This is a genomic window from Achromobacter sp. RT286_PF, assembly GCF_059760425.1.
Genome location: NZ_JCBAMR010000015.1, coordinates 44,255 through 68,250 on the forward strand (window position 1 = coordinate 44,255; position 23,996 = coordinate 68,250).

Consider the following 23,996-nt stretch of genomic DNA (forward strand, 5'->3'; position numbering starts at 1 on the left):
ACAGTGTTTTCGGTGGCAGGGACAATCCGGTCGTGTTTGAGGCAAGCGGGCGGCGCTTTTGGGCTGGGCCGGGGCGCATCCTGCGCATAAGTCGGGCCAAGTCAGTTGCGATGTCGGACGGCAGCCAGTTCGCGCGCCAGCCGGCCCACCAGATCGGCCGTGCTTTCGCGCCGGGCCAGCGGCGCGGCCTGACCTGCCCACAGCGACAACACTTCCGTATTGCCGGCCTTGCCGCCTTCGGTGCGCATGGGGCGCGTCAAGGCGTTTTGCAGGGGGTACGGCAGGATGTCGGCGGCAATGGCGTCGGCGTCCCGCATGAACGCGTTGGCAATGCCGCGAGCCGGGCGGCCGGAAAACGCCCGCGTCACCCGCGATTGCTCCGAACGCGATCCGGGCAGGACGGCTTTGTAGGCTTCGCTGATGCCCGATTCGTCCGTCGTCAGGAAGGCCGTCCCCATTTGTGCCGCGTCGGCACCCAGGGCCAGCGCGGCCGCGATGCCACGCCCGTCCATGATGCCGCCGGAGGCAATCACCGGGATGGATACCGCATCCGCAATCTGCGGCACCAGCGCCATCGTGCCGACCAGCGACTGCTCGAAATCGTCCAGGAACGTGCCGCGATGGCCGCCTGCCTCGGCCCCCTGGGCCACCACCGCGTCCACGCCGTCCTGCTCCAGCGCCACCGCTTCACGCACCGTGGTCGCCGTACCGACCGTCAGGATGCCCAGCTCGCGGCAACGCGCCAGAACATCGCCGGCGATGCGGCCGAACGTGAAGCTGAACACGGCCGGGCGCAGCCGCAGGATGGCGTCGATCTGCTCGGGCAGCGGGTCCGCCTGGGTGGCCGGCGCGGCCGGGGCCGGCAGGCCAAGCTTGGCGTGGTAACGGGCCATCAACGCCAGCATGCGGTCGGCGTCACCCTGCATGGGCTGCGCCGGCACGCTGGCGAACAGGTTGATGGCGAACGGGCGGTCCGTGCGGGCGCGAATGCCCTGCACGGCGGTTTCGATCTGCGCGGGCGTCATGTAGGCCGCCCCAAGCGACCCCAGAACGCCCGCCTTGGACGCTTCGGACACCAGTTCCACCGTCGTCGCCCCGCCCGCCATGGGCGCCTGGATGACGGGGTGGTCCAGCTTCAGCAGGTCTAGCAATCGGGCGGCCATGGAGTGACTCCTTCAGGTTATTGAAGCTGGATGTTTCCAGCCTTGATGACGTGGGCCCACTTGTCGGTTTCGCTCTTGATGAAAGCCGCGAATTCCTCGGGCGTGCCGCCGCCGGCCTGGCTGCCGGTGTCGGCAATGGCCTTTTGCACATCCGGTTCTTTCAGGATCCGGTTGAACTCGGCGTTCAGCTTGGCAATGATCGGCGCCGGCGTGCCGGCCGGGGCGACGATGCCCTGCCAGTTGTAGGACTCGAAGCCGGTGAGGCCGGACTCGGCCATCGTCGGCACGTCCGGCAGCACGGCCAGGCGCTTGGCGGACGTGACGGCGATGGGGTGGATCTTGGCGCCCTGGATGGCCGGCAACGCGGAATAGCCCATTTCAAACATCATCGAAATGTGGCCGCCCATCAAATCGGTGGCGGCCAGGCTGCCGCCCTTGTACGGCACGTGCACGATGTCGATCTTGGCCTGTTCGCGGAACATTTCACCGGACAAGTGGTGCGCCCCGCCCACGCCCGACGAGCCAAACGACAGCTTGCCCGGCTGCTTCTTGGCCAGCGCGATAAGGTCCGCCAGCGTCTTGACCGGCAATTCGTTATTCACGCTCAACACCAGCGGGCTGTTCTCGATCAGCACGATCGGGGCCAGATCCTTCTGCGGGTTGTAGGGCATTTCCTTCATCAGCGACGGGTTCACCGCCATCGGGGCCAGGTTGCCCGTGCCGATGGTGTAGCCGTCGGGGGCGGCCTTCGCAATCAGGTTGGTGCCGACCACGCCGCCCGCGCCCGCCTTGTTTTCCACCACGATGGGTTGGCCCAGCGATTCGCCCAGCTTGCGCGCCAGCAGGCGCACGCGGGTATCGGCAAAGCCGCCCGGCGCGTAAGGCACGATCATGGTGATGGGCTTGGCGGGCCAGTCGGCGGTCTGGGCTTGCGCGGCGCTGCTGAAGGCGGCAACGGCCGCCAGGGCGGCGATCAGGGGGCGCAGTGATTTCATGCGGGTGACTCCTCTTTCTTGTCTCTAATGTGTACAGCCCTGCGGGCCGATCGCATTATGCCCAGCGCCTTTGTCTTCTGTCGTGATTTTTCCCAAGCGCCACGCGGACACGGCCAGCAGCGCGGCCCCGCCGCCCAGCACCTGCGGCAGGCCGGCGCCCCAGTGGCCGGCCCACGATGCCAACAGCGGCCCCAGGATCTGCCCGGCGGCGAAAGCGGCGGTCATGATGGCGGCGGCGCGCGGGGCGGCGGCGCCGGCCATGCGCCGGGCCGTCAGCATGCCCGCCTGCGTAATCACCATGAACGTGCCGCCCACCAGCAGCGCCGCCACGATCACGGCGGCGATGTGGTGCCACAGCGCGGCGGCCAGCATGCCGGCCGCCATCAGCGCCTGCGCAACCTGCCAGACGCGCTTTTCGTCGCGGGCCCGTGCCAGCCGCGGTACCAGCAGGCATGACACGGCAGCGGCCAGGCCGAACAGCGGCCATGCCCAACCGAACACGGCGGGGTTGGCGATGACCTGCTTGGCCATGGCGGGTAGAAAGGTGGCGGGAATGATGTAGCCGATGCCAAAAACGCCGTAATGCAATGCCAGCCGGGCGGTGACGCGGGGCACACGCGCCGGTGGGCCGGCGTGCGCCGTCGACGAAGGCACATGCGATGGCCGCTTCAAACCGGGCCAGGCGATGGCGGACAAGGCCAGCGTCAACCCGCCCAGCGCCAGCCAGGTGCCGTCCGCCCGCACGCCCCATGCCATCAGCGCCAGGCACGCCAAGCCGGTCAGCGCGATACCGGCGCCCACGCCCGCATACGTCAGCGCCGACGCGGCGGGCTCCCGCGGATCGCCCGGCGCCACCGTCCGGCCAGCCGCGACGCAGATGAATGCGCTGGCGCTGGCATAGCCGGCGGCCAGGCGCAGCGCACACCAGACCATGACGTCATGCGTCAACGGCATGGCCAGCGTCAACAGCGCCACGGCCAACAGGCTGATGGCAAGCTGCACGCGTGCGTGGCCTGCGTGACGCATGGGCCAGGCCACGGCGGCCAGCGCACCCAGCAGGTAGCCGGCGTAGTTGGCCGAGGCGATCCAGCTGCCCTGCGCCAGCGACAAGCCGCCTTCCTCGGCCATCAGCGGCCAGACGGGGGTGAAGGCAAAGCGGCCGATGCCCATGGCGGCAGCCAGGGCCAGGGCGGCCGGCCACGCCAGAGTGGCCGCGCTGCGCGTGTCGGCAGCGGCAGCGGCATCGGCATCGGCAGCGGAATCGGAAACGGAAACGGAAGGGTAAGCAGGCGTTGACATGGGCCTACTCTACGGCTGTACTTATATCTTTAATAGTGAATTATTAAGAACATAGGTTCTTGAAATGAGAAACTTGGATCTCGATGCGTTGCAGATTTTCAAGGCCGTGGCCGACCAGGGCGGCGTCGCGCGCGCGGCCCAGCACCTGAACCGGGTGCAGTCCAATGTGTCCACGCGCCTGAAGCAGCTGGAGGCGTCACTGAACGCTCCGCTGTTTCGCCGCCAGAACCGCCGGCTGGTGCTATCGGACCAGGGCCGCGTGCTGCTGTCCTACGCCGACCGGCTGCTGCGTTTGTCCGACGAGGCGCAGGCGGCAGTGCGCGACGGCGCGCCGCAGGGCGTGCTGCGCATCGGCACCATGGAAAGCACGGCGGCCGCGCGCCTGCCGCCGATCCTGGCGGCCTATCACGCGGCATGGCCGCAAGTGGGCATTGAACTGGTCACCGGCACGTCGGGCGCATTGGCCGCGCAGGTGCGCAATTACGAAATCGAAGCGGCGTTTGTTGCCCAGCCGTTTCCGGCAGAGGGTCTGGCCGCCATGGACGCTTTTCAGGAAAGCCTGGCATTGATCTCGCCCCTGGCATGGGGGCCGATCAGCAGCCCGCGCGATCTTGGCGACCGCACGGTGATCGCCTTCGCGGCGGGGTGTTCGTACCGCCGCATCCTGGAATCGTGGCTGAACCACGAAGGCGTGGCGCCGGGCAGGGTGATGGAGTTTGCGTCGTATCACGCCATCGTGGCGTGTGTGGCGGCGGGCTCGGGTGTGGCCATCGTGCCGCGCTCGGTGTTGGCAGTGCTGGGGGCCGAGCATTCCGTCCATGTCGGCGCACTGACCGGCCCATCCGCTACCGCCCTGACGCAGTTGGTCTGGCGCGCGGACGACGATACGCCCGCGTTGCAGGCCTTGCGCCTGCAATTGCAGACGCCGGGCCGGCAAACAGCCGCTGCTTAGAAGCGGTAGCCAACGCCCAGCGTCGCCACCCACGGGTCGATGCGCGCGGTGCCGATGTGCTGGCCGTCCAACTTCACCTTCGACTTGATGTCGATGTAGCGGATGTCGGCGTTCATGAACCAGCGTTCGTTGATCTTGAAGTCCGCGCCCAGTTGGGCGGCCACGCCCCACGAATCGCCCATCTTCAGGTCGGAACCCTTCAGCGCGCCTTCGGCCTGGGTGTCGAAGAAGTGCGTGTAGTTGATGCCCACGCCGATGTACGGCTGGATCATGCTGTCGGGCAGGATGTGCCATTGCAGGCTCAGGGTCGGGGGCAGCTGCTTGCTGGACCCGATCTTGCCCAAACCGCTGCCGCTGACGTCATGCTGGAACGGCCACGCGCCCAGCAGTTCGATGCCGATGTTGCGCGTCACCATGTAGCCCAGCGTGAAGCTCGGGCGTACGTTGTTGTTCGCGTCCAGCTTGACGCTGCCGTCCAGCACCGTGCCGTTGTTGGAAGCGGGGCGCACCTGCGTCACGCCCACTCGGAACAGCACGTCGCCCGCTTCATGCGCATGCGCCGGGGCAGCCAGTGAGCCGGCGGCGATCAGTGCGGCAATGGCGGTGGCGCGGATACGCCCGTTCAGCGAAAACATTTTTCTTCTCCGATCTTTCCGTAAGGTGAGGCCACAGGTTCTCAGACCCGGCGCAAGGCCAGATTGATGTGTGTCAAACCGTTAAAAGATGCGGAATGCGACGTGGTGGCGCGGCAACAGCGGGGAGACTAATGCGGTGTCGTTCGCCGCCTTCAATGACATTCCCCGCCTTCAATGACATTCGCCGCCTTCAATGACATTCGCCGCCTTGGCGCTGGGGCGCGAAGGCGGCGAATGGGGTCTTGCGTAGGTGTTGCGTTGCCGGAAGATCAGCGCGGCAGTTCGGTGCTGCCCATCAGGAATTCATCGACCGATCGCGCACACTGGCGGCCTTCGCGGATGGCCCAGACCACCAGCGATTGGCCTCGGCGCATGTCGCCCGCGGCAAAAACCTTTTCGACGTTGGTGCGGTAGTCGTCGGTGTTGGCACGCACGTTGCCGCGCGCATCGCGATCCACGCCGAACGCATCCAGCACGGTCTGCACCGGCGATACGAAGCCCATGGCCAGCAGCACCAGGTCAGCCTTGATCTCGAATTCCGATCCTTCGACTTCGCGCATCTTCATCTGGCCGGTGGCTTCGTCCTTGAACCACTCGACGCGCGCGCCGACCAGCTTTTCGACCTTGCCGTTGCTGCCCTTGAGCAGCTTGGTGGTCACGGACCAATCGCGCTCGCAGCCCTCTTCGTGCGAGGACGACGTGCGCATCTTCAGCGGCCAGTACGGCCACGTCATCGTCTTGTTCTCGGACTCGGGCGGTTGCGGCATCAATTCAAATTGCGTGACCGAGGCCGCGCCATGGCGGTTGCTGGTGCCCACGCAATCCGAACCCGTATCGCCGCCGCCAATCACCACCACGTGCTTGCCCTTGGCAAGCGTCTGGTTCGTCAGGCGGTCGCCGGCAACTGCCTTGTTCTGCTGGCGCAGGAAGTCCATGGCGAAATACACACCCGACAGCTCGCGGCCGGGAACCGGCAGATCGCGCGGCGTTTCCGAACCGCCCGTCATGACGATGGCGTCGAATTCCGCCTTCAGCGATTCCGGCGTGCGCACCGTCAAGCCATCGGCCACGGGGTCTTTCGGATTGCCGATGTAGGTGGACGGCGCGAACTCCACGCCCTCCGCTTCCATCTGCGAAATGCGGCGATCGATCTGATGCTTTTCCAGCTTGAAGTCGGGGATGCCGTAACGCAGCAGCCCGCCGATGCGGTCGCTCTTTTCGAACAGCGTCACCGAGTGGCCGGCGCGCGCCAACTGCTGCGCGCAGGCCATGCCGGCCGGGCCGGAGCCCACCACGGCAACCTTCTTGCCGGTCTTGCGTGCCGGCACCAGCGGTGCAACCCAGCCCTCGGACCAACCCTTGTCGATGATGGCGTGCTCGATGGACTTGATGCCCACGGCGTCGCTGTTGATGTTCAAGGTACAGGCGGCTTCACACGGAGCCGGGCAGATGCGGCCCGTGAACTCGGGGAAGTTGTTGGTGGAGTGCAGGACGTCCAGCGCGCGGCGCCAGTCCTGCTTGTACACCAGGTCATTCCAGTCGGGGATGATGTTGTTGACCGGGCAGCCGTTGTTGCAGAACGGGATGCCGCAATCCATGCAGCGCGCCGCTTGCTGCTTGGCTTGGTCGTCGGTCAGGTGCAGCACGAATTCGCGCCAGTTCTTCAGCCGCTTCTGCGGGGCCTCGGCGGCCTCCTGCAAGCGCTGAAATTCCATAAAGCCAGTAATCTTTCCCATGGTATCCCTCACGCAGCCAGTTGTTGCTGGTTGGCTGCACGCCACATTTCACCCAATGCGCGACGGTAGTCCGTCGGCATGACCTTTACGAATTTGCCGCGCGAGGCTTCCCAGTCGCCCAGGATCTCGCGGGCGCGGTAGCTGCCGGTGTAGCGGAAGTGGTCTTCCACCAGGCGGCGCAGGATGGTTTCATCCGTCTCGCGTTCGCCACCGCGCTGCGCGCTGTGCCAGATGTCGATGTTGTTCAGCGCTTGCTGTTCCGCATGCGGCGCCACGCCTTCCAGTTCGACCATCGACAGGTTGACGCGATGCTTGAGCGTGCGCTCAGGGTCCCACACATACGCCACGCCGCCCGACATGCCGGCCGCGAAGTTACGGCCCGTGGCGCCCAGCACCACGACCGTGCCGCCCGTCATGTATTCGCAGCCGTGGTCGCCCGTGCCTTCGACAACCGTCGCCGCGCCCGAGTTACGCACCGCGAAACGTTCGCCGGCCACGCCGTTAAAGAACGCCTCGCCCGCCAACGCGCCGTACAGCACGGTGTTGCCAGCGATGATGTGGTCGGGGCCGAAGCCGCGGAAGTCGTTGGGCGAGCGCACGATGATGCGGCCGCCCGACAAGCCCTTGCCGACGTAGTCGTTGCCTTCGCCCACCAGGTCCATCGTGATGCCGTGCGCCAGGAACGCGCCGAAGCTCTGGCCGGCGGTGCCGTTGCACTGGATGTGGATGGTGTCGTCCGGCAGGCCGTCGTGGCCATAGCGCGAGGCCACGGCGCCCGACAGCATGGCGCCGATCGTGCGGTTGCGGTTGCGCACCGGCACGATGAACGACACCTTTTCGCCGCGTTCCAGCGCGGGGCGGCTGCGGTCGATCAGCTGGTGATCCAGCGCGCCGGCCAGGCCGTGGTCCTGCTCTTCGGTCTGGCGCACGTCGGCGTCCGATTGCGTTTGATGGAACACGCGGGCGAAGTCCAGCCCTTGCGCCTTCCAGTGCTCAACGCCCGAACGCATGTCCAGCAGATCGGCGCGGCCGATCAGGTCGTCGAACTTGCGGATGCCCAGCTGCGCCATGATTTCGCGCACTTCTTCGGCGATGAAGAAGAAGAAGTTGACGACGTGTTCCGGCTTGCCCTGGAATTTCTTGCGCAGGACCGGGTCTTGCGTGGCCACGCCCACCGGGCAGGTGTTCAGGTGGCACTTGCGCATCATGATGCAGCCTTCGACAACCAGCGGCGCCGTGGCGAAACCGAATTCGTCAGCGCCCAGCAGCGCGCCGATGACGACGTCGCGGCCGGTCTTCATCTGGCCGTCGGCCTGCACGCGGATGCGGCTGCGCAGACGGTTCAGCACCAGCGTTTGCTGCGTTTCGGCCAGGCCCAGTTCCCAGGGCGTGCCCACGTGTTTGATGGACGACACCGGGGACGCGCCCGTGCCGCCGTCGTGGCCGGCGATCACAACGTGATCGGCCTTGGCCTTGGCGACGCCCGCGGCCACCGTGCCCACGCCCACTTCGGACACCAGCTTGACCGACACCGAGGCCTTGGAATTGACGTTCTTCAGGTCGTGGATCAGCTGAGCCAGGTCTTCAATGGAATAGATGTCGTGGTGCGGCGGGGGCGAAATCAGGCCCACGCCCGGCACGGAATAGCGCAGCTTGGCGATGTATTCCGACACCTTGTGGCCGGGCAGCTGGCCGCCTTCGCCGGGCTTGGCGCCCTGCGCCATCTTGATCTGGATCTGGTCGGCGGACGACAGGTATTCGGCGGTCACGCCGAAACGGCCCGAGGCCACCTGCTTGATCTTCGAACGCAGCGAATCGCCCTTCTTCAAGACGACGTCGGCTTCGATGCGGTCCGAGCCCAGCAGCGAGGCCAGCGTGTCGCCGTCCTTGATGGTGCTCTTGCCTTCGCGCATTTCGGCGCGGTAGCGCAGTTCGTCTTCGCCGCCTTCGCCGGTGTTGGACTTGCCGCCGATGCGGTTCATGGCCACGGCCAGCACCGAGTGCGCCTCGGTCGAGATCGAGCCCAGCGACATGGCGCCGGTGGCAAAGCGCTTGACGATGTCCTTGGCGGGTTCGACGTCATCCAGCGGGATGGCGCGCGACGGGTCGAAGCGGAATTCGAACAGGCCGCGCAGGGTCATGTGGCGACGGCTTTGGTCGTTGATGATCTGCGCGTATTCCTTGTAGGTGCGGTAGTTGTTGGCGCGCGAGGCGTGCTGCAACTTGGCGATGGAATCCGGCGTCCACATGTGCTCTTCGCCGCGCACGCGGTAGGCGTATTCGCCGCCGGCTTCCAGGTCGTTGGCCAGCACCGGGTCGGTGCTGAACGCCGCGCGGTGCTGGCGCAGCGCTTCTTCGGCCACCTGGAAGATGCCGATGCCTTCGATGTTGGACGAGGTGCCGGTGAAGTACTTGTTCACCAGGTTGCTTTGCAGGCCCACGGCTTCGAAGATCTGCGCGCCGGTGTAGGACATGTAGGTCGAGATGCCCATCTTGGACATGACCTTGTTCAAGCCCTTGCCGGTTGCCTTGATGAAGTTCTTCACGGCCTTTTCGGGGTCATTCATCTTGCCCAGCGATTCCAGCGCCAGGTAGGGGTGAATGGCTTCGGCGCCGTAGCCGCCCAGCAGCGCGAAGTGGTGCACTTCACGCGCGGAACCGGTTTCCACGACCAGGCCGGTGTTGGTACGCAGGCCGGCGCGGATCAGGTGCTGGTGCACGGCCGACGTTGCCAGCAGCGCGGGGATGGCCACGCGTTCGCTGTCGACCAGGCGGTCCGACACGATCAGGATGTTGTAGCCGCTTTGTACGGCATCGACGGCGCGCGCGCACAGCGCGGCCACGCGGGCTTCAATGCCCTCGGGGCCCCAGGCGGCGGGGTACGTGATGTCCAGTTCGAAGCTGCGGAATTTCTTGCCCGTGACCTGCTCGATGTCGCGGATTTGCGCCATGGCGGCAAAGTCCAGCACCGGCTGGGACACTTCCAGGCGCAGCGGCGGGTTGACGTTGTTGATGTCCAGCAAGTTGGGCTTGGGGCCGATGAACGACACCAGCGACATCACCAGCTGTTCGCGGATGGGGTCGATGGGCGGGTTCGTGACCTGCGCGAACAACTGGCGGAAATAGTTGTAGAACGGCTTGGCGCGGTCGGACAGCACGGCCAGCGGGGCGTCGTTGCCCATCGAGCCGATGACTTCCTCGCCGGTGGACGCCATGGGTTCCAGGATGAACTTGTAGTCTTCCTGGGTCCAGCCGAATGCCTGCTGGCGATCCAGCAACGACACCGGCGACTGCGTGGCGACGGCGGCCTGGCGCGGGGCCGGCAGCGATTCCAGCTTGATCTGCAGGCGCTCGATCCACTGGCGGTACGGGCGGCTGTTGGCCAGTTGCAGCTTGATCTCGGCGTCGTCGATGATGCGGCCTTGTTCCAGGTCGATCAGGAACATCTTGCCCGGCTGCAGGCGCCACTTCTTGACGATGCGGTTCTCGGGAATCGACAGCGTGCCGGCTTCGGACGCCAGGATGACCATGTCGTCATCGGTGACCAGGTAGCGGGCGGGACGCAGACCATTGCGATCCAGCGTGGCGCCGATCTGGCGGCCGTCGGTGAACGCAACGGCGGCGGGGCCGTCCCACGGCTCCATCATGGCGGCGTGGTATTCGTAAAACGCGCGACGGGACTCGTCCATCTGCGTGTGCTGTTCCCAGGCTTCCGGGATCATCATCATCATGGCGTGCGCCAGGGAATAGCCGGAGTTGACCAGCAGTTCCAGGCAGTTGTCGAACGTGGCGGTGTCCGACTGGCCTTCATAGACGATGGGGTACAGCTTTTTCAGGTCGTCGCCCAGCACGGCCGACTGCATCATGCCTTCGCGGGCGCGCAGCCAGTTGAAGTTGCCCTTGACCGTGTTGATTTCGCCGTTGTGCGCAATCATGCGGTACGGGTGGGCCAGCGGCCAGGCGGGGAACGTGTTGGTCGAGAAGCGCTGGTGCACCAGCGCCAGGGCGGACACCGTGCGGGTGTCGGCCAGATCGCGGTAATAACGGCCCACCTGGTCGGCCAGCAGCAGGCCCTTGTAGACCACGGTACGCACCGACGCGGACGGCACGAAGTATTCCTTGCCATGGGCCAGATGCATGTTCTGGATGGCGTGGCTGGCCGTCTTGCGGATTACGTACAGCTTGCGTTCCAGCGCGTCGGGCACCATCACGTCGGCGCCACGGCCGATGAACAGCTGGCGGATGACCGGCTCGCAGTCGCGCACCGTGGGCGACATGGGCATGTCGACATCCACCGGCACATTGCGCCAGCCCAGCACGACTTGGCCTTCAGCGCGCACCGAGCGTTCAAGCTCTTGTTCGCAAGCCAGGCGCGAGGCGGTTTCCTTGGGCAGAAACACCATGGCCACGCCGTATTCGCCCGGGGGCGGCAGGATGATGCCTTGCTGGCTCAGTTCGTCGCGATAGAGCGTGTCGGGAATCTGGATCAGAATGCCCGCGCCGTCGCCCATCAGCTTGTCGGCGCCGACAGCGCCGCGGTGGTCCAGGTTTTCAAGGATCTTCAGACCTTGCTGGATGATCGCGTGGCTTTTCTTGCCTTTGATGTGCGCAACGAATCCGACGCCACAGGCGTCATGCTCGTTCTTGGGGTGGTACAGGCCCTGGGCAGCCGGAAAACCAATGCGCGAAGCATCGATCGGGGTGGCCTTGGGCGTGGAACAGGATTCGTTGGGGGTAATTTGGGGCATGGCGCGCTCCGCAGTGGGCCTGCGTCGTAATGTTGCAGTGCAGGAGTCGGACAATACCCCCGGCAAGAGTAGGGTGCAACAGAAACATAAGGGGTGCGACCCCATTTATATCGATGCTCCATCATAGGGCGCAAATACGGGGACACAGCAACATCCGCGCCGTTATTGGCTGGCCAGGGGCGGGTGTAGAGGAAGCATTTGGCGCATGCACCGGAACTGGGCAAAATTCCGACTTACGTCCCCATTTAATAGTGGACGGGAAGCGGGACAATCGCGGCACGAAACCACGTGGAAAACGCGGGCGCGCGTGTCGCAAAAAATGCACAAAGGCGAGCCCGGGCGCAACTGAAACCCAAAGAAAAACCCGCCGATTGCGGCGGGTTCGTTTATCAGGAAGAACTTTGCCCAGTACCGGGCGGCGGGGGCGGGGGCGGCGTATCCGACTCCGTCGTTGTCGCGGGTTTCTTGCGCGGCCGACCGCGCTGGCCCGGGGCCACTCGCCGGCTGGCGGTATGCGCCAGGCTGGCGATGAAGCTGGGGCCACCCAATGCCCATTGGCCGGAGACGGCTTGGTCGATGCGCTGCGATTCTTCGCGCGACAGGCCGTCTTGCAAGCGTTTGCGGTAATTGGCCTGGCGGTCGAACGGCGTGTTGCCGCAAGCCCAGTAGTCGGCGTGATCCGATTGCCACTGCGCCGGCGCGGCATTGGTGTTGCCCGTATGGCTGGACGCGGACGACCAGGGCCAGGAATCCGGATCTTGCGATGCCCCGCTACGCACGGGATACGTTTCCAGCCAGACCAGCGCCGGCAGCACCCACGCACCCGGTTCAAGCAGCGCGGACCGGTAGCGCCCCGCGAAGACCCGGCCGCCACGCAGGCGCGCCGCCAGGTTGCGGCCCAGCGTCTGCATCAAGCGGGGCAGCCCTTCTTCGTCAGCAGGGGTGGCCAGCAGCAGGATGCGGTCATTGGCCAGCAACCAGCCGTGGACCGATACCCGATGGCGTTGAGCAGATTCGCCCAGCCAGGTGGCCAGTTGGTTCAGGATATCGGCCGGGGCGGGTTGAGACGGCGCCGCCAACGGCGAAATGAAATTGGCCTGCACCAGTTGGGGCAGCCCAGGGGCGTACAGACGGGGCAGACGGGCCATAGTGTCAGGGCTTGCGTATCTGGAAGAACGGGTTGTCTTCGCTCACGGTATATAAATAGTGCCACGGTGGGCGCTGGTCAAGTCCCGTGATCACAATATGGGCACGGATTCGGGTTTTTTTGTCGTCCGGCCTGTATGCACAGCAGGTTAACATTCGGCGACGGAACGTCGTACCGTGGATATACCCTAACCCGTCGACGAATTTTTCATCCCCCGACCGGAGAACGTCCATGCCCGTGGCCCTGGAGCTCATTTCCCAGCATCGCTGTTTTGGCGGTACGCAGCGGTACTACCGCCATGAGTCCACGCAGATCGGCCTGCCGATGCGCTTTTCGGTCTTCGTTCCGCCGCAAGCCGATGCCGGCCCCGTGCCGGTGCTGATCTATCTGGCGGGCCTGACCTGCACGGAAGAAACGTTCATGATCAAGGCGGGCGCGCAGCGGCTGGCGGCCGAGCTTGGCGTCATGCTGGTCGCGCCCGACACCAGCCCGCGCGGCGCCAACGTGCCCGGCGAAGAAGAAAGCTGGGACCTGGGCACGGGCGCCGGTTTCTATGTCGACGCGGTAACGCCCGCCTGGCGCGACCACTATCGCATGTACAGCTACGTGACTGACGAGCTGCACGCCATCGTCACCGGCGACACCCTGCCTGGCGACGCGTCGCGCACCGGCATCTTCGGCCACTCCATGGGTGGCCATGGCGCGCTCGTGCTGGCGCTGCGCAACCCGGGCAAGTTCCGCTCGGTGTCGGCGTTTGCGCCGATTGCGGCGCCCAGCCTTTGCCCCTGGGGCAAGAAGGCATTCGGGGCCTACCTGGGCGGCAACGAAACGGATTGGGCCGCCTACGATGCATCGGTCCTGATGCGCGGCTTGAAGCAGCCCTTTCCCGCCGGCATCCTGATCGATCAAGGGGAATCCGACCAATTCCTGGCCGATCAGTTGTATCCCGAGGTATTCGAAGCCGCCTGCGCAGCGGCCGACCAGCCCCTGACGCTGCGTCGCCAACCGGGCTACGACCACGGCTATTACTTCATCTCGACGTTCATCGAGGATCACATCCGGTTTCACGTCGAACGCCTTGGAAAACCGGCGGCATAAAGCCACGCTTTTATACTGAAATGCCTGCCGCGGCGGGCTCGTGGCGTCCTGGGCGCGTCGGGCTGAAACCCTCGGCGTCCCATAGGAACTCGTCATTTGATCAACGGCCTCGCCCCTTTTGTCTGGATTTTGCTAGGCGCCATCGTCGTCCTGCTGCCCGGCCTTGTCATGCTGCTCGGACGGGGCGGACCCCGCGACGAGCGCGGCCGCAGGATCTTCCAGTTCCGGCCGGTGCGCCGGCTGTTCGGCCTGATGCTGGTGCTGCTGGGTTGTGTGTCCGGGCTGCTGGCCCTGTCGCTGGTGCAGTTTTTCAGGCTGACCGCTGACGAATCCGTGGCCCGCGTTGAAGTCCGGCAGCAGGCCGAGGGGCAGTTCCAAGTCACCACCGACGCGCCGGGCGTGGGCCCCAAGCAGTACGTTCTATATGGAGATCAGTGGCAGATCGATGCCCGCGTCGTGCGCTGGCGTCTGCCGGCGTTGATGGCGGGCGTGCCGCCGCTGTATCGCCTGGAACGCCTGTCGGGCAGGTATAGCGACGCGGCCCGCGAGGCTTCGGCCACGCGCTCCGTCCACGCCTTGGACGACTGGCCCGCGCCTGATTTAGGGTCGCTGAAGAAAAATTTTCCGAACTGGTTCCCGTTTGTGGATGTCCAATTCGGAAGCGGCGCATACATGCCCCTGTTCGACGGCGCGAAGTACCAGGTGTTCATGGACCCGCGCGGCGCCTTGTTCATCCGCCCGGACGGCGAGGCCACCGCCGAGGGCTTGAAACGCCTGGGCTGGTAGCACCCTCCCGGCCGCCCTGCTTTTGCGAAAAACAGGGTCGGATCATAGAATGGAAACTTTGATGCGTCGCAATAGTCGAATTAGCACTCCCTTTACTAGAGTGCTAACATCGAATCCATGTCGTTACCCCTTCGCTTTCCGGAGACCCCCGCTATGAAACAACCCAGTACCTCGTTGGCCGCTTCCGGCAACGCTCTGGCGTTGGCCATTGCCAATCCGGGCGCACTTGGCACGATCGACGCTTATATTTCTTCGGTCAACCGCTTGCCGGTTTTGTCGGCCGAGCGTGAAACCGAGCTGGGCCGTCGCCTGCGCGACCAGGAAGACCTGGGCGCTGCGCGTGAACTGATTCTGTCGCACCTGCGCCTGGTGGTGTCAGTGGCGCGTCAATACCTGGGCTACGGTTTGCCGCATGCCGACCTGATCCAGGAAGGCAACGTTGGCCTGATGAAGGCCGTTAAGCGTTTCGACCCCGAGCGCGGTGTGCGGCTGGTGTCGTTCGCCGTGCACTGGATCAAGGCCGAAATCCACGAATACATCATCCGCAACTGGCGCTTGGTCAAGGTCGCCACGACCAAGGCGCAGCGCAAGCTGTTCTTCAACCTGCGCAGCATGCGTCCCGATGGCCAGACGCTGGACCCCGATCAGGTCGACCACATCGCGCGCGAATTGAACGTGCGCCGCGAAGACGTCAGCGAAATGGAAGTGCGCCTGTCGGGCCGCGAAATGTCGCTGGAAAACCAGGACGACGATGACGACAGCTACGCGCCCATCGCCTACCTGTCCGACGATGGCCGCCAGGAACCCACGCGGGTGCTGGAACGCGCGGCGCGCGACGAACTGCAAAGCACCGGGCTGAACAGCGCACTTGAGGCGCTGGACGCCCGCTCGCGCCGCATCGTCGAAGCCCGCTGGCTGCAAGACGACGGCGGCGCCACGCTGCACGAACTGGCACAAGAGTTCGGCGTATCCGCCGAACGCATTCGCCAGATCGAAGCCGCCGCGCTGAAGAAGATGCGCGGCAACCTGGCCGCCTGATCCGTCGGGTGCTGCATACGAAGGGCCGCTTGCGCGGCCCTTTGCTTTTTGCAGCGCTGGCACCGATGCTTCCGCCGATGCCGCCACGATGTCGCCTGGCGTCTGGACTAATAAATAACTTGATACAAATTAGCCGGCGAATTTCGGGATCTTCAGAAACTTAATAAAGAGTGCGCCGACTAACTTCATGTAGACCGCGAACTTTGGTTAGCAGTCTTGCCATCCGTCTCGGCTTCTCCTCTTTCCCCTCCCCTATGAGACGGATGCTTGCGGGGCACCACATATATTCGTATATCTGGTGCCCCGATTTTTATGCGGCCTGCGCGTTGTCCGCTGCAAGCGCCGTATGCCACAGCGCGTCCTGCACGCGACGCACGCCGGTGGCCATCGACCCATCCTGATAAAGCTTGATCCAGCGATAACCCGGCGCCAGGTTGTCCACCACGTGCTTGCCATCGCGGATGCTGAATTGAAAGCAGGTCGACGGCGTGGCCAGCATGCGAAGGTTGTGGCGGCGACGATCGAATTCGTGATGCACGTGGCCCCACAACAGCACGCGCGCCTGCGGCCAGCGGGTCAGGCGCTTGAATAGCACCTGCGGGTTGTCGATCATCATCGAGTCGTGCCAGTGGCTGTCCATCTGCATCGGGTTGTGATGCATGGCGATCAAGGTATGACGGCCGGGCGCCTCGGCAAGCGCGGCTTCCAGCATGTCCAGCTGGCTGTCCGGCAGATGCCCGGCATTGGAGCCGGGCACGGTGGTGTCCAGCGTGACCACGCGCCAGGCGCCTACGTCGGTGACCGGCGTAGACCAATGCGCCAGTTCCTGCCGCATCACGGCGGGCTGGTCGTGATTGCCCGGCAGGCAACGGATCTGCGCGCCGGCCAGCACGCTTGCCTGGCCCAGAATTGCCGCAAACCGCCGATAGGCTGCCGCCTCGCCGTCCTGGGACAGGTCGCCCGTGGCCAGCAACAGGTCGGGGCGCTTGCCGTCGGCGTCGATCTGCCGCAGCACGGCGCGCAGGCTCGCGTCGGTATTGACGCCCAGCATCGATGTATCGGGCTCGCCGAACAAATGGCTGTCGGTCAATTGGACAAGCATGGCGGGCGCGTCGTGACGCCGGGCCAAAGAATGGACGCGTGGCAAGTGCCGCTCCTGTCGGGGTTTTGCACGTTTGAACATTACCCAAAAAACATGGCGCGACGCGTTTCTGCCTTCGCAAGCCGGGTAACGAAACGTGCATTCTCTACGATACCTACGGTTTCCTGCCCGGCGTCCGCCGAAAATGCCGCTATTCTTGTGAAACTTTTCACCGTTCGCGACTCGGCGCTATTCATGGATGTAGGTTTTCTTGTGTTCGGCCTAGCCGGACTGCTCACTCTGGTTTGCTTCATGCCGCCGTTGGCGGGCCGCCTCAAGCTGCCCTACTCGGTGCTGTTGGCTATCGTCGGTTGCTTGCTGGGGATTGTGATCCATGTGCACGGCTGGGCGCCCAGCTGGATCGCCGACTTCCTGGATTCGCTGGAACGCTTCGAGATATCGTCCGAAACCTTCCTGATGGTGTTCCTGCCGGTGCTCCTGTTCGAAACCGCGCTGTCCATGAACGTGCGCCGGTTGATGGACGACATCGGGCCCATTCTGATGATGGCCATTGTGGCCGTCGTGGTTTGTACCGTGGTGGTGGGCGTGACCCTGGACGCGATCTCGTCCTACGGCCTGGTGGTATGCCTGCTGCTTGGCGCCATCGTGGCCACGACCGACCCGGTTGCCGTGGTCGGTATTTTCCGCGAGGTGGGCGCGCCCAAGCGCTTGACGACGCTGGTCGAAGGCGAAAGCCTGTTCAACGATGCCGCGTCCATCGCCCTGTATTCCGTGCTGCTGGCCGTTCTAGGCGGTCACGGTGAGCTCACCGTCAGCGGCATCTTCAACGACTTCATCGTGCACTTCATCGGGGGCGGCATCGCCGGCTTTGCGATGGGGCGGCTGGCCTGCTTCCTGTTTGCCTGGTTGCGCGGCTTTCCCACGGCCGAAATCACGTTGACGCTGACGCTGGCCTATCTGTCCTTCTTCATTTCGGAACACTATCTGAACGTCTCGGGCGTGGTCGCGACCGTGATCGCGGGGTTGGTCGTGGGTTCCACCGGCCGCACGCGCATGTCGCCCACCACCTTCGAATACCTGTCCAGCGCCTGGGAACAGTTCGGCTTCTGGGCAAACTCGCTGATTTTCCTGTTCGCGGCCATGCTCATCCCCAAGCTGATGGCGGCCGCCGATTGGCAGGAACTGGTGCTGGTGGCCGTGGTGTTCGTCGCCACCCTGGTGGCGCGCGCCATTGTCGTGTTCGGCCTGTTGCCGCTGCTGGGGCTGACGCGGCTGGGCACCAAGGTCAGCAACCCCTACAAAGTGGTGATGTTGTGGGGCGGGCTGCGCGGCGCCGTGTCGCTGGCGCTGGCCCTGGCCGTGACCGAGCAGACCGGCGTGGCGGAAGAGGCGCGCCAGTTCATCGCGGTGGCCACTACCAGTTATGTGCTGCTGACGCTGTTCATCAACGGCATCAGCCTGCGGCCGCTGATACGCATGCTGGGGCTGAACCAGCTGTCGTCCGTGGAACGCACCATCCGCAACCAGGCGCTGGCAGTGGCCCTGGAAGACCTGCAAGGCAAGACGGAAGAAGTCGCCAAGACCGAGCACATCGGCACGGAAGTGCGCGACCGCATCCGCGCCGTGTTCGACGCCAGCCTGACCAGCGTGCACGACGGTCAGGTCAGCCAGATGAGCGACGAGCAGCGCGTCGCCGTGGGCCTGGCCATCGTGGCGCAGCGCGAAGAGGAAATGTTCTTCGACATTCTGAAAGCGCAGATCGTGGATTGGCGCATGGCGGAAACGCTGCTGGCACGGGCCGAGCGGCTGGAAGACGCCATCCGGCTGGGCGGTGTGCCCGGCTTCGAGCGCGCTATCGTGCAGGACGTGCGCTATTCCACCGGCTTCCGACTGGCCTTGCGGATGCACTATCTGTTCGGCTTCCAGGGCTGGTTGGCACGTGAACTGGGCCAACGGTTTGCCAACTTGATGAGCAAGCGTTCGGTGGCGCAGCGGCTGATCGTGTTTGCCCGCGAACAGATCACGCCCCTGTTGGGCGAAGACGCCACCCAGCGCATCGTGGTGCTGCACCAGCGCCGCCTGGACCTGGTCGAAAGCGCCCTGCAGGCATTGAACCTGCAATATCCGTCGTACGCGCAATGGTTGCAGGAAAGCTATCTGGGCCGCGTCGCGCGCGAACTTGAACGCATCCGCTACCGCGACATGCTTGAGCAGTTCCTGATCAGCGGCGAGGTCTACGCGGATCTGATGGCGCAGTTGAAAAGCCGCTGGGCGCACATCGACACGCACCCGCCGCTGGATATTGAAATGAGCGCGGCCGAACTCATCAAGCGCGTGCCGCTGTTCGAGGGCCTGTCGCCGGATTCGCTGCGTGCCATCAGCAAGTTGCTCAAGCCGCGTCTGGCGCTGCCTGACCAGCGGGTGCTGACCAAGGGCCGGCACGGCGAGGAAATGTGCTTCGTGGCGTCGGGCGCCGTGGCGGTGCACCTGCCCGACAACACCATGATCGAACTGGGCAGCGGCGAGTTCTTTGGCGAACTTGGGCTGCTGGGCGAACAGCAGATCACGCCGGAAGTCACATCGCTGGGCTACAGCAAGCTGCTGATGCTGACATCGCGCGACTTCCACGCCCTGTTGGCGCGCGATGAGCATCTGCGCGAGCGAATCCAGGTGGTGGCCAAGCAGCGGCTGCGCGCCATCGAGGTGTGGAAGCAGTTCTCGCAGGCGTCCCAGGCGGCGGCCACGCCTTCGCCCGCGCCCGCTTCGGCGCCCAGCCCGGCGCAGGCGGCAGAAGCGGCCGAGGCGGCCGGCGCCGGGCGCGAATCCCGCCAGGACGACCCGGCCGACCAGACCGGCCAAGCCGGCATGCGCCTGCCCGCCGAGCCCGCGGCCGATGCCCCCGGGGCCGCGTCCCGCTAAGTCAGGTCAGATCTGGCCGGCGGCGCGGCGTTGCATGATGTCTTCGACAATCACCAGCGCCGCCTCCAGCGTGAACTCGCCTTCTTCGATCTGGCGCAGCACGGTGGCCACATCCAGCGTGGCGATCTCCATCACTTCGCCGTCCCGGTTGGCGGGGCGGGCATCGGCGGCCAGCACGCAGGTGCTGGTCAGCACGTCCTCCACCTGATAGCCCTCGGGCAACCGGCGGTGAATGCGCAGGATGGTGCGTAGCGGCGTGCGCCTGGCCAGATGGTGCGGGTCCAGCCCGGCTTCCTCGCCGCATTCGCGCACCAGCGCCAGCTCCAGGTCTTCGCCGCTACCGGCCAGCCCGCCGACCAGGGTGTCCCACATACCGGGATCGGTGGACTTGCTTAACGCGCGTCGTGCCACCCACATGCGGCCGTCCGGCGTCCAGGCACTAAGGTGCACCGCGTGCGTCAGCAGGCCCAGCGGGCGCACCGCCGCCCGTTCGATCACGCCGACGGGTTCGTTGCCGTCCATCACGTCCAGCAGTTCATCGCGCCAGCCGCGCAAGCAGTTGGCTTGGCGCAACAGTTGCGCGGTGTTTTCCAGCACGGCGTTCAACTCCGCGCCCGGTTTCAGGTGCGCGCCGATGTGCAGCGCGGCCTCGTCGCAGACGATGCCGGGGGCGTCGCGCAGGGCGTCGCACGCCGCATGCGTGGCCCAGCCGCAGCGCCGGCCCGCCACATATAAAACGTGCGCGCCGTCGGGGGCGGGTTGCTGCGCGCGGGCGCACAGGTCGGCATACAGATCGGACAACTGCTTGGGCATCTTGGCGTGTTGTGATGAGGGTGGCGACGATTTTATGCCACACGGTTTGCGGCGCGCGTCAAGGGTCGAACGCGGGGCGAGCGCAGATGGGGGCAGGCCCCTTTTATTCAAGAGCCTTGTCTTACATCTATTTGCGTGTCCGCTATAATCCGCCAGTTTCTTTGTGATTTCGAGTGGGAACGCGGGGGCCGCTCTATCTCCCTGCTTAACCCTGCCATCTAATAATTGCGCGTAGTCCTGTTGAAGTGACACTCGTGCCACTAGGCGACAAGGGCCCTCGCGCCGTGTTTCGAGGTAAGCATGAAGAAGTGGAGAGGGATACTGGGGGCTTGTGCGATGCTGATTGGCAGCGTGGCCGGTGCTCAGGTGCAAGACATGCCCGGCGGCCCGAAGGTCAATCAGCTGAACCTGCATGAAGGCGTGACCGCAATATCACGCGACATCATGTGGCTGCATTGGATGCTGCTCACGATCTGTATCGTGATCTTCATCGGTGTGTTCGGGGTGATGTTCTATTCCATCTGGGCGCACCGCAAATCTCGCGGGCACAAGGCGGCGACTTTCCACGAGCATCTGGGCGTGGAAGTGGCCTGGACGGTCATCCCCTTCATCATCGTCATCGCCATGGCGCTGCCGGCGACCAAGACGGTCGTGGCCATGAAGGACACCTCAAGCGCCGACCTCACCATCAAGGTCACCGGCTATCAATGGAAATGGGGCTACGAGTACCTCGACGGCCCTGCCGCCGGCGTCAAGTTCCTGTCCACATTGTCCACCCCCCGCGCGCAGATCGAGAACCGCGAGCCCAAGGGCGAGTTCTATCTGATGGAAGTGGACAACCACATGGTGGTGCCGGTGGACAAAAAGGTCCGGGTCGTGCTGACCGCGGCCGACGTGATCCACTCGTGGATGATTCCCGACTTCGGCGTCAAGCAGGACGCCATCCCCGGCTTCCTGCGCGACGCCTGGTTCCGTGCCGATACCCCGGGCATCTACCGGGGCCAGTGCGCCGAACTGTGCGGCAAGGACCACGCCTTCATGCCCATCGTTGTCGAAGTCCTGGCGCAAGCGGACTACGATAAGTGGGTTGAAGACCAAAAGAAGAAAATGGCGGCAAACGCCGACGATCCTAATAAAGAGTGGACGGAAACCGAACTGGTTGCCCGTGGCGAAAAAGTCTTCGCCGCGAATTGCGTGGCCTGTCACCAGGCCAACGGCAAGGGCATCCCGGGCAGCTTCCCGGCACTCGACGGAGACAAGGTTGTTCTAGGCCCCAAGGCGGGCCAGATCAACACCGTGCTCAAGGGCAAGCCCGGCACCGCGATGGCGGCATTTGGCGGGCAGCTCAATGATGTCGAGATCGCAGCGGTCATCAGCTATACACGCCATGCCTGGAGCAATGCAGGCAAGGGGCAGGACCCGACGGTTCTACCGAAGGACGTTGCGGCCGCGCGTTGATCGCGCAGCCCTGCGCCCTACACCGATAGAACCGGTTCCGTTTAGTTAGAGATACCCTGCCGGTCCCGTGGATCGGGGCCGGCACTCAGCAGGAAGGAGTCCATCATGAGCAGCGTCACTGTAGACCACGTGTCGCCGGGCCACGGCCACGGTCACGATGACCACCACCACGCCATGCCTTCGGGTTGGCGTCGCTGGCTTTTCGCCACGAACCATAAAGACATCGGGACGATGTATCTCATCTTCTCGTTTGCCATGTTGCTGGAAGGCGGCACGCTAGCCTTGCTGCTGCGTACCGAATTGTTCGAGCCGGGCCTGCAATTCTTCCGCCCCGAACTGTTCAACCAGTTCACCACCATGCACGGCATCATCATGGTGTTCGGCGCCATCATGCCGGCTTTCGTGGGCTTTGCGAACTGGATGATCCCGATGCAGATCGGCGCATCCGACATGGCGTTCGCACGGATGAACAACTTCAGCTTCTGGTTGCTGCCGGTGGCAGCCATCATGCTGACGGCCTCGTTCTTCGTGCCGGGTGGCGCCACCGCCGCCGGCTGGACGCTGTACGCACCGCTGTCGTTGCAGATGGGTCCGGGCATGGACCTGGGCATTTTTGCGATGCACTTGATGGGCGCGTCCTCGATCATGGGCGCGATCAACATCATCGTGACCATCCTGAACATGCGCGCGCCCGGCCTCACGCTGATGAAGATGCCGCTGTTCTGCTGGACCTGGCTGATCACCGCGTTCCTGCTGCTGGCCGTGATGCCGGTGCTGGCCGCCGCCATCACCATGGTGCTGACCGACCGCCACTTCGGCACGGGCTTCTTTAACGCCGCCGCCGGTGGCGACCCGGTTCTGTACCAGCACGTGTTCTGGTTCTTCGGGCACCCCGAGGTCTACATCATGATCTTGCCGGCGTTCGGGATCGTGTCGGCCATCGTGCCCGCGTTCGCCCGCAAGAAGCTGTTCGGCTACGCCTCGATGGTGTACGCCACCGCGTCCATTGCCGTGCTGTCGTTCATCGTGTGGGCCCACCACATGTTCACGACGGGCATGCCGGTCACCGGCCAGCTTTACTTCATGTACGCCACCATGCTCATCTCCATCCCCACCGGGGTGAAGGTGTTCAACTGGGTCGCCACCATGTGGCGCGGCTCCATGACGTTCGAAACGCCGATGCTGTTCTCCATCGGCTTCATCTTCGTGTTCACCATGGGCGGCTTCACCGGCCTGATCCTGTCGGTGGCCCCCATCGACATCCAGGTGCACGACACCTATTACGTGGTGGCGCACTTCCACTACGTGCTGGTGGCCGGATCGCTGTTCGCGCTGTTCGCGGGCGCTTACTACTGGGTGCCGAAGTGGACGGGCCGCATGTACAGCGAAAAGCTGGGCAAGCTGCACTTCTGGTCCACGCTGATTTCCTTCAACGTGACTTTCTTCCCCATGCACTTCCTGGGGCTGGCCGGCATGCCGCGTCGCTACGCCGACTACGCCGCGCAATTCACGACCTTCCACCAGATGGCCACCATCGGCGCGTTCTGGTTCGGCCTGTCGCAGCTGATCTTCCTGTGGGCGATCATTCGTTGCTACATGGGCAAGGGTGAACCGGCGGCCGCCAAGCCGTGGGAAGGCGCCGAAGGGCTGGAATGGACGGTGCCTTCGCCCGCCCCGTTCCACACCTTCGAAACCCCGCCCGAAGTGAAGTAAACCGTCTTCCACGATCCAGGTAGCACAGCAATGACTCCCGAGCAGCGCCGCCGTAACAAGATTGCAGGATGGGTCCTCGTGGCCTTCGTCATTGCCGTGTTCGGCTGGACCGTGTTTCGCGGTTCGGCGCTGCTGACGGGCAACGCGGTCGGTTAGGCCCCCATGAGCGACGACCTGCACGAAACCTCACGCCGCAAGCTCAGTTTCCTTCAGACGATGAAGGCGGTGGCGTGGGGGTTCTTTGGCGTACGCAAGGGCGCGGGCTACCGGGAAGACAGCGCCAAGCTGAACCCGGTGCACGTGATTCTGGCTGGGCTGCTGGCGGCGGCAATCTTCGTGACTGTGCTGGTATTAATTGTGCGTTGGGCCGTTTCCAGCCTGACTTGAATCACTT

General features: G+C 64.6%; 18 protein-coding genes. 9 read left to right on the forward strand and 9 right to left on the reverse strand.

Annotation, left to right across the window (positions count from 1 at the left end):
* Positions 1-101 precede the first annotated feature (101 nt).
* Genes AC6LJY_RS14105 through AC6LJY_RS14115 form a run of 3 tightly spaced genes read right to left on the reverse strand, consistent with a single transcriptional unit; the run spans position 102 to position 3,457 of the window.
* Positions 102-1,163 carry an NAD(P)H-dependent flavin oxidoreductase gene (locus tag AC6LJY_RS14105; RefSeq protein WP_498136211.1) on the reverse strand — a complete coding sequence of 354 codons (1,062 nt, stop codon included), beginning with the start codon at positions 1,161-1,163 and terminating at the stop codon, positions 102-104.
* Between the two features lie 17 nt (positions 1,164-1,180).
* Entirely contained in the window at positions 1,181-2,158 is a 978-nt protein-coding gene (locus tag AC6LJY_RS14110; protein WP_104144708.1) for a Bug family tripartite tricarboxylate transporter substrate binding protein, read from the reverse strand.
* A 24-nt stretch (positions 2,159-2,182) separates the two neighbouring features.
* On the reverse strand, positions 2,183-3,457 hold the full coding sequence (locus AC6LJY_RS14115; protein ID WP_498136212.1) for a YbfB/YjiJ family MFS transporter: 1,275 nt from the start codon (positions 3,455-3,457) through the stop codon (positions 2,183-2,185).
* 64 nt (positions 3,458-3,521) lie between these two features.
* Here AC6LJY_RS14115 and AC6LJY_RS14120 point away from each other — a divergent pair, with 64 nt between their 5' ends.
* Positions 3,522-4,409, forward strand: a complete 888-nt coding sequence (locus AC6LJY_RS14120) for a LysR family transcriptional regulator (RefSeq protein WP_219991539.1) — start codon at positions 3,522-3,524, stop codon at positions 4,407-4,409.
* Here the strand turns inward: AC6LJY_RS14120 and AC6LJY_RS14125 are convergent.
* The 4 genes from AC6LJY_RS14125 to AC6LJY_RS14140 form a co-directional block, all read right to left on the reverse strand.
* On the reverse strand, positions 4,406-5,044 hold the full coding sequence (locus AC6LJY_RS14125; protein ID WP_104144711.1) for an OmpW/AlkL family protein: 639 nt from the start codon (positions 5,042-5,044) through the stop codon (positions 4,406-4,408). The genes AC6LJY_RS14120 and AC6LJY_RS14125 overlap by 4 nt on opposite strands.
* Before the next feature lie 269 nt (positions 5,045-5,313).
* The gene (locus AC6LJY_RS14130; RefSeq protein ID WP_046805282.1) at positions 5,314-6,780 is read right to left on the reverse strand and encodes a glutamate synthase subunit beta; all 1,467 of its coding nucleotides are present in this window, start codon (positions 6,778-6,780) and stop codon (positions 5,314-5,316) included.
* An 8-nt stretch (positions 6,781-6,788) separates the two neighbouring features.
* Positions 6,789-11,528 (reverse strand): glutamate synthase-related protein, encoded by a 4,740-nt coding sequence (locus tag AC6LJY_RS14135; protein WP_498136213.1) that lies wholly within the window; start codon positions 11,526-11,528, stop codon positions 6,789-6,791.
* A gap of 389 nt (positions 11,529-11,917) precedes the next feature.
* Positions 11,918-12,676: a hypothetical protein gene (locus AC6LJY_RS14140; RefSeq protein ID WP_104144712.1), complete on the reverse strand. Its 759-nt coding sequence runs from the start codon at positions 12,674-12,676 to the stop codon at positions 11,918-11,920.
* A gap of 230 nt (positions 12,677-12,906) precedes the next feature.
* Between AC6LJY_RS14140 and fghA the strand changes: the two genes are divergently transcribed.
* The 3 genes from fghA to rpoH all read left to right on the forward strand — a co-directional run bounded on the left by fghA (position 12,907) and on the right by rpoH (position 15,597).
* On the forward strand, positions 12,907-13,773 hold the full coding sequence (gene fghA, locus AC6LJY_RS14145) for an S-formylglutathione hydrolase (protein WP_314363660.1): 867 nt from the start codon (positions 12,907-12,909) through the stop codon (positions 13,771-13,773).
* 96 nt (positions 13,774-13,869) lie between these two features.
* Positions 13,870-14,559: a hypothetical protein gene (locus AC6LJY_RS14150; RefSeq protein WP_498136214.1), complete on the forward strand. Its 690-nt coding sequence runs from the start codon at positions 13,870-13,872 to the stop codon at positions 14,557-14,559.
* A gap of 117 nt (positions 14,560-14,676) precedes the next feature.
* Positions 14,677-15,597 (forward strand): RNA polymerase sigma factor RpoH, encoded by a 921-nt coding sequence (rpoH, locus tag AC6LJY_RS14155; RefSeq protein WP_370512728.1) that lies wholly within the window; start codon positions 14,677-14,679, stop codon positions 15,595-15,597.
* 310 nt (positions 15,598-15,907) lie between these two features.
* On the opposite strand, the gene AC6LJY_RS14160 is transcribed toward rpoH, so the two are convergent.
* Complete coding sequence (locus tag AC6LJY_RS14160) at positions 15,908-16,699, reverse strand: phosphodiesterase (protein WP_223264919.1); 792 nt, start codon at positions 16,697-16,699, stop codon at positions 15,908-15,910.
* A 234-nt stretch (positions 16,700-16,933) separates the two neighbouring features.
* Between AC6LJY_RS14160 and AC6LJY_RS14165 the strand changes: the two genes are divergently transcribed.
* A complete protein-coding gene (locus AC6LJY_RS14165; protein ID WP_498136215.1) occupies positions 16,934-19,618 on the forward strand; it encodes a cation:proton antiporter in 2,685 nt (894 codons plus the stop codon).
* Positions 19,619-19,624: 6 nt separating this feature from the next.
* Here the strand turns inward: AC6LJY_RS14165 and AC6LJY_RS14170 are convergent, their stop codons facing one another.
* The gene (locus tag AC6LJY_RS14170; RefSeq protein WP_046805291.1) at positions 19,625-20,431 is read right to left on the reverse strand and encodes an NUDIX hydrolase; all 807 of its coding nucleotides are present in this window, start codon (positions 20,429-20,431) and stop codon (positions 19,625-19,627) included.
* A gap of 300 nt (positions 20,432-20,731) precedes the next feature.
* Here AC6LJY_RS14170 and coxB point away from each other — a divergent pair, with 300 nt between their 5' ends.
* From coxB to AC6LJY_RS14190, 4 genes are all read left to right on the forward strand, one after another.
* Positions 20,732-21,889, forward strand: coding sequence for a cytochrome c oxidase subunit II (coxB, locus tag AC6LJY_RS14175; RefSeq protein ID WP_046805292.1), 1,158 nt, complete (start codon positions 20,732-20,734; stop codon positions 21,887-21,889).
* 105 nt (positions 21,890-21,994) lie between these two features.
* Positions 21,995-23,602, forward strand: a complete 1,608-nt coding sequence (ctaD, locus tag AC6LJY_RS14180; protein ID WP_046805293.1) for a cytochrome c oxidase subunit I — start codon at positions 21,995-21,997, stop codon at positions 23,600-23,602.
* Positions 23,603-23,632: 30 nt separating this feature from the next.
* Positions 23,633-23,758, forward strand: coding sequence for a cytochrome oxidase small assembly protein (locus AC6LJY_RS14185; RefSeq protein WP_046805294.1), 126 nt, complete (start codon positions 23,633-23,635; stop codon positions 23,756-23,758).
* A 6-nt stretch (positions 23,759-23,764) separates the two neighbouring features.
* The gene (locus tag AC6LJY_RS14190; RefSeq protein WP_006216869.1) at positions 23,765-23,989 is read left to right on the forward strand and encodes a DUF2970 domain-containing protein; all 225 of its coding nucleotides are present in this window, start codon (positions 23,765-23,767) and stop codon (positions 23,987-23,989) included.
* Positions 23,990-23,996: the final 7 nt, after the last annotated feature.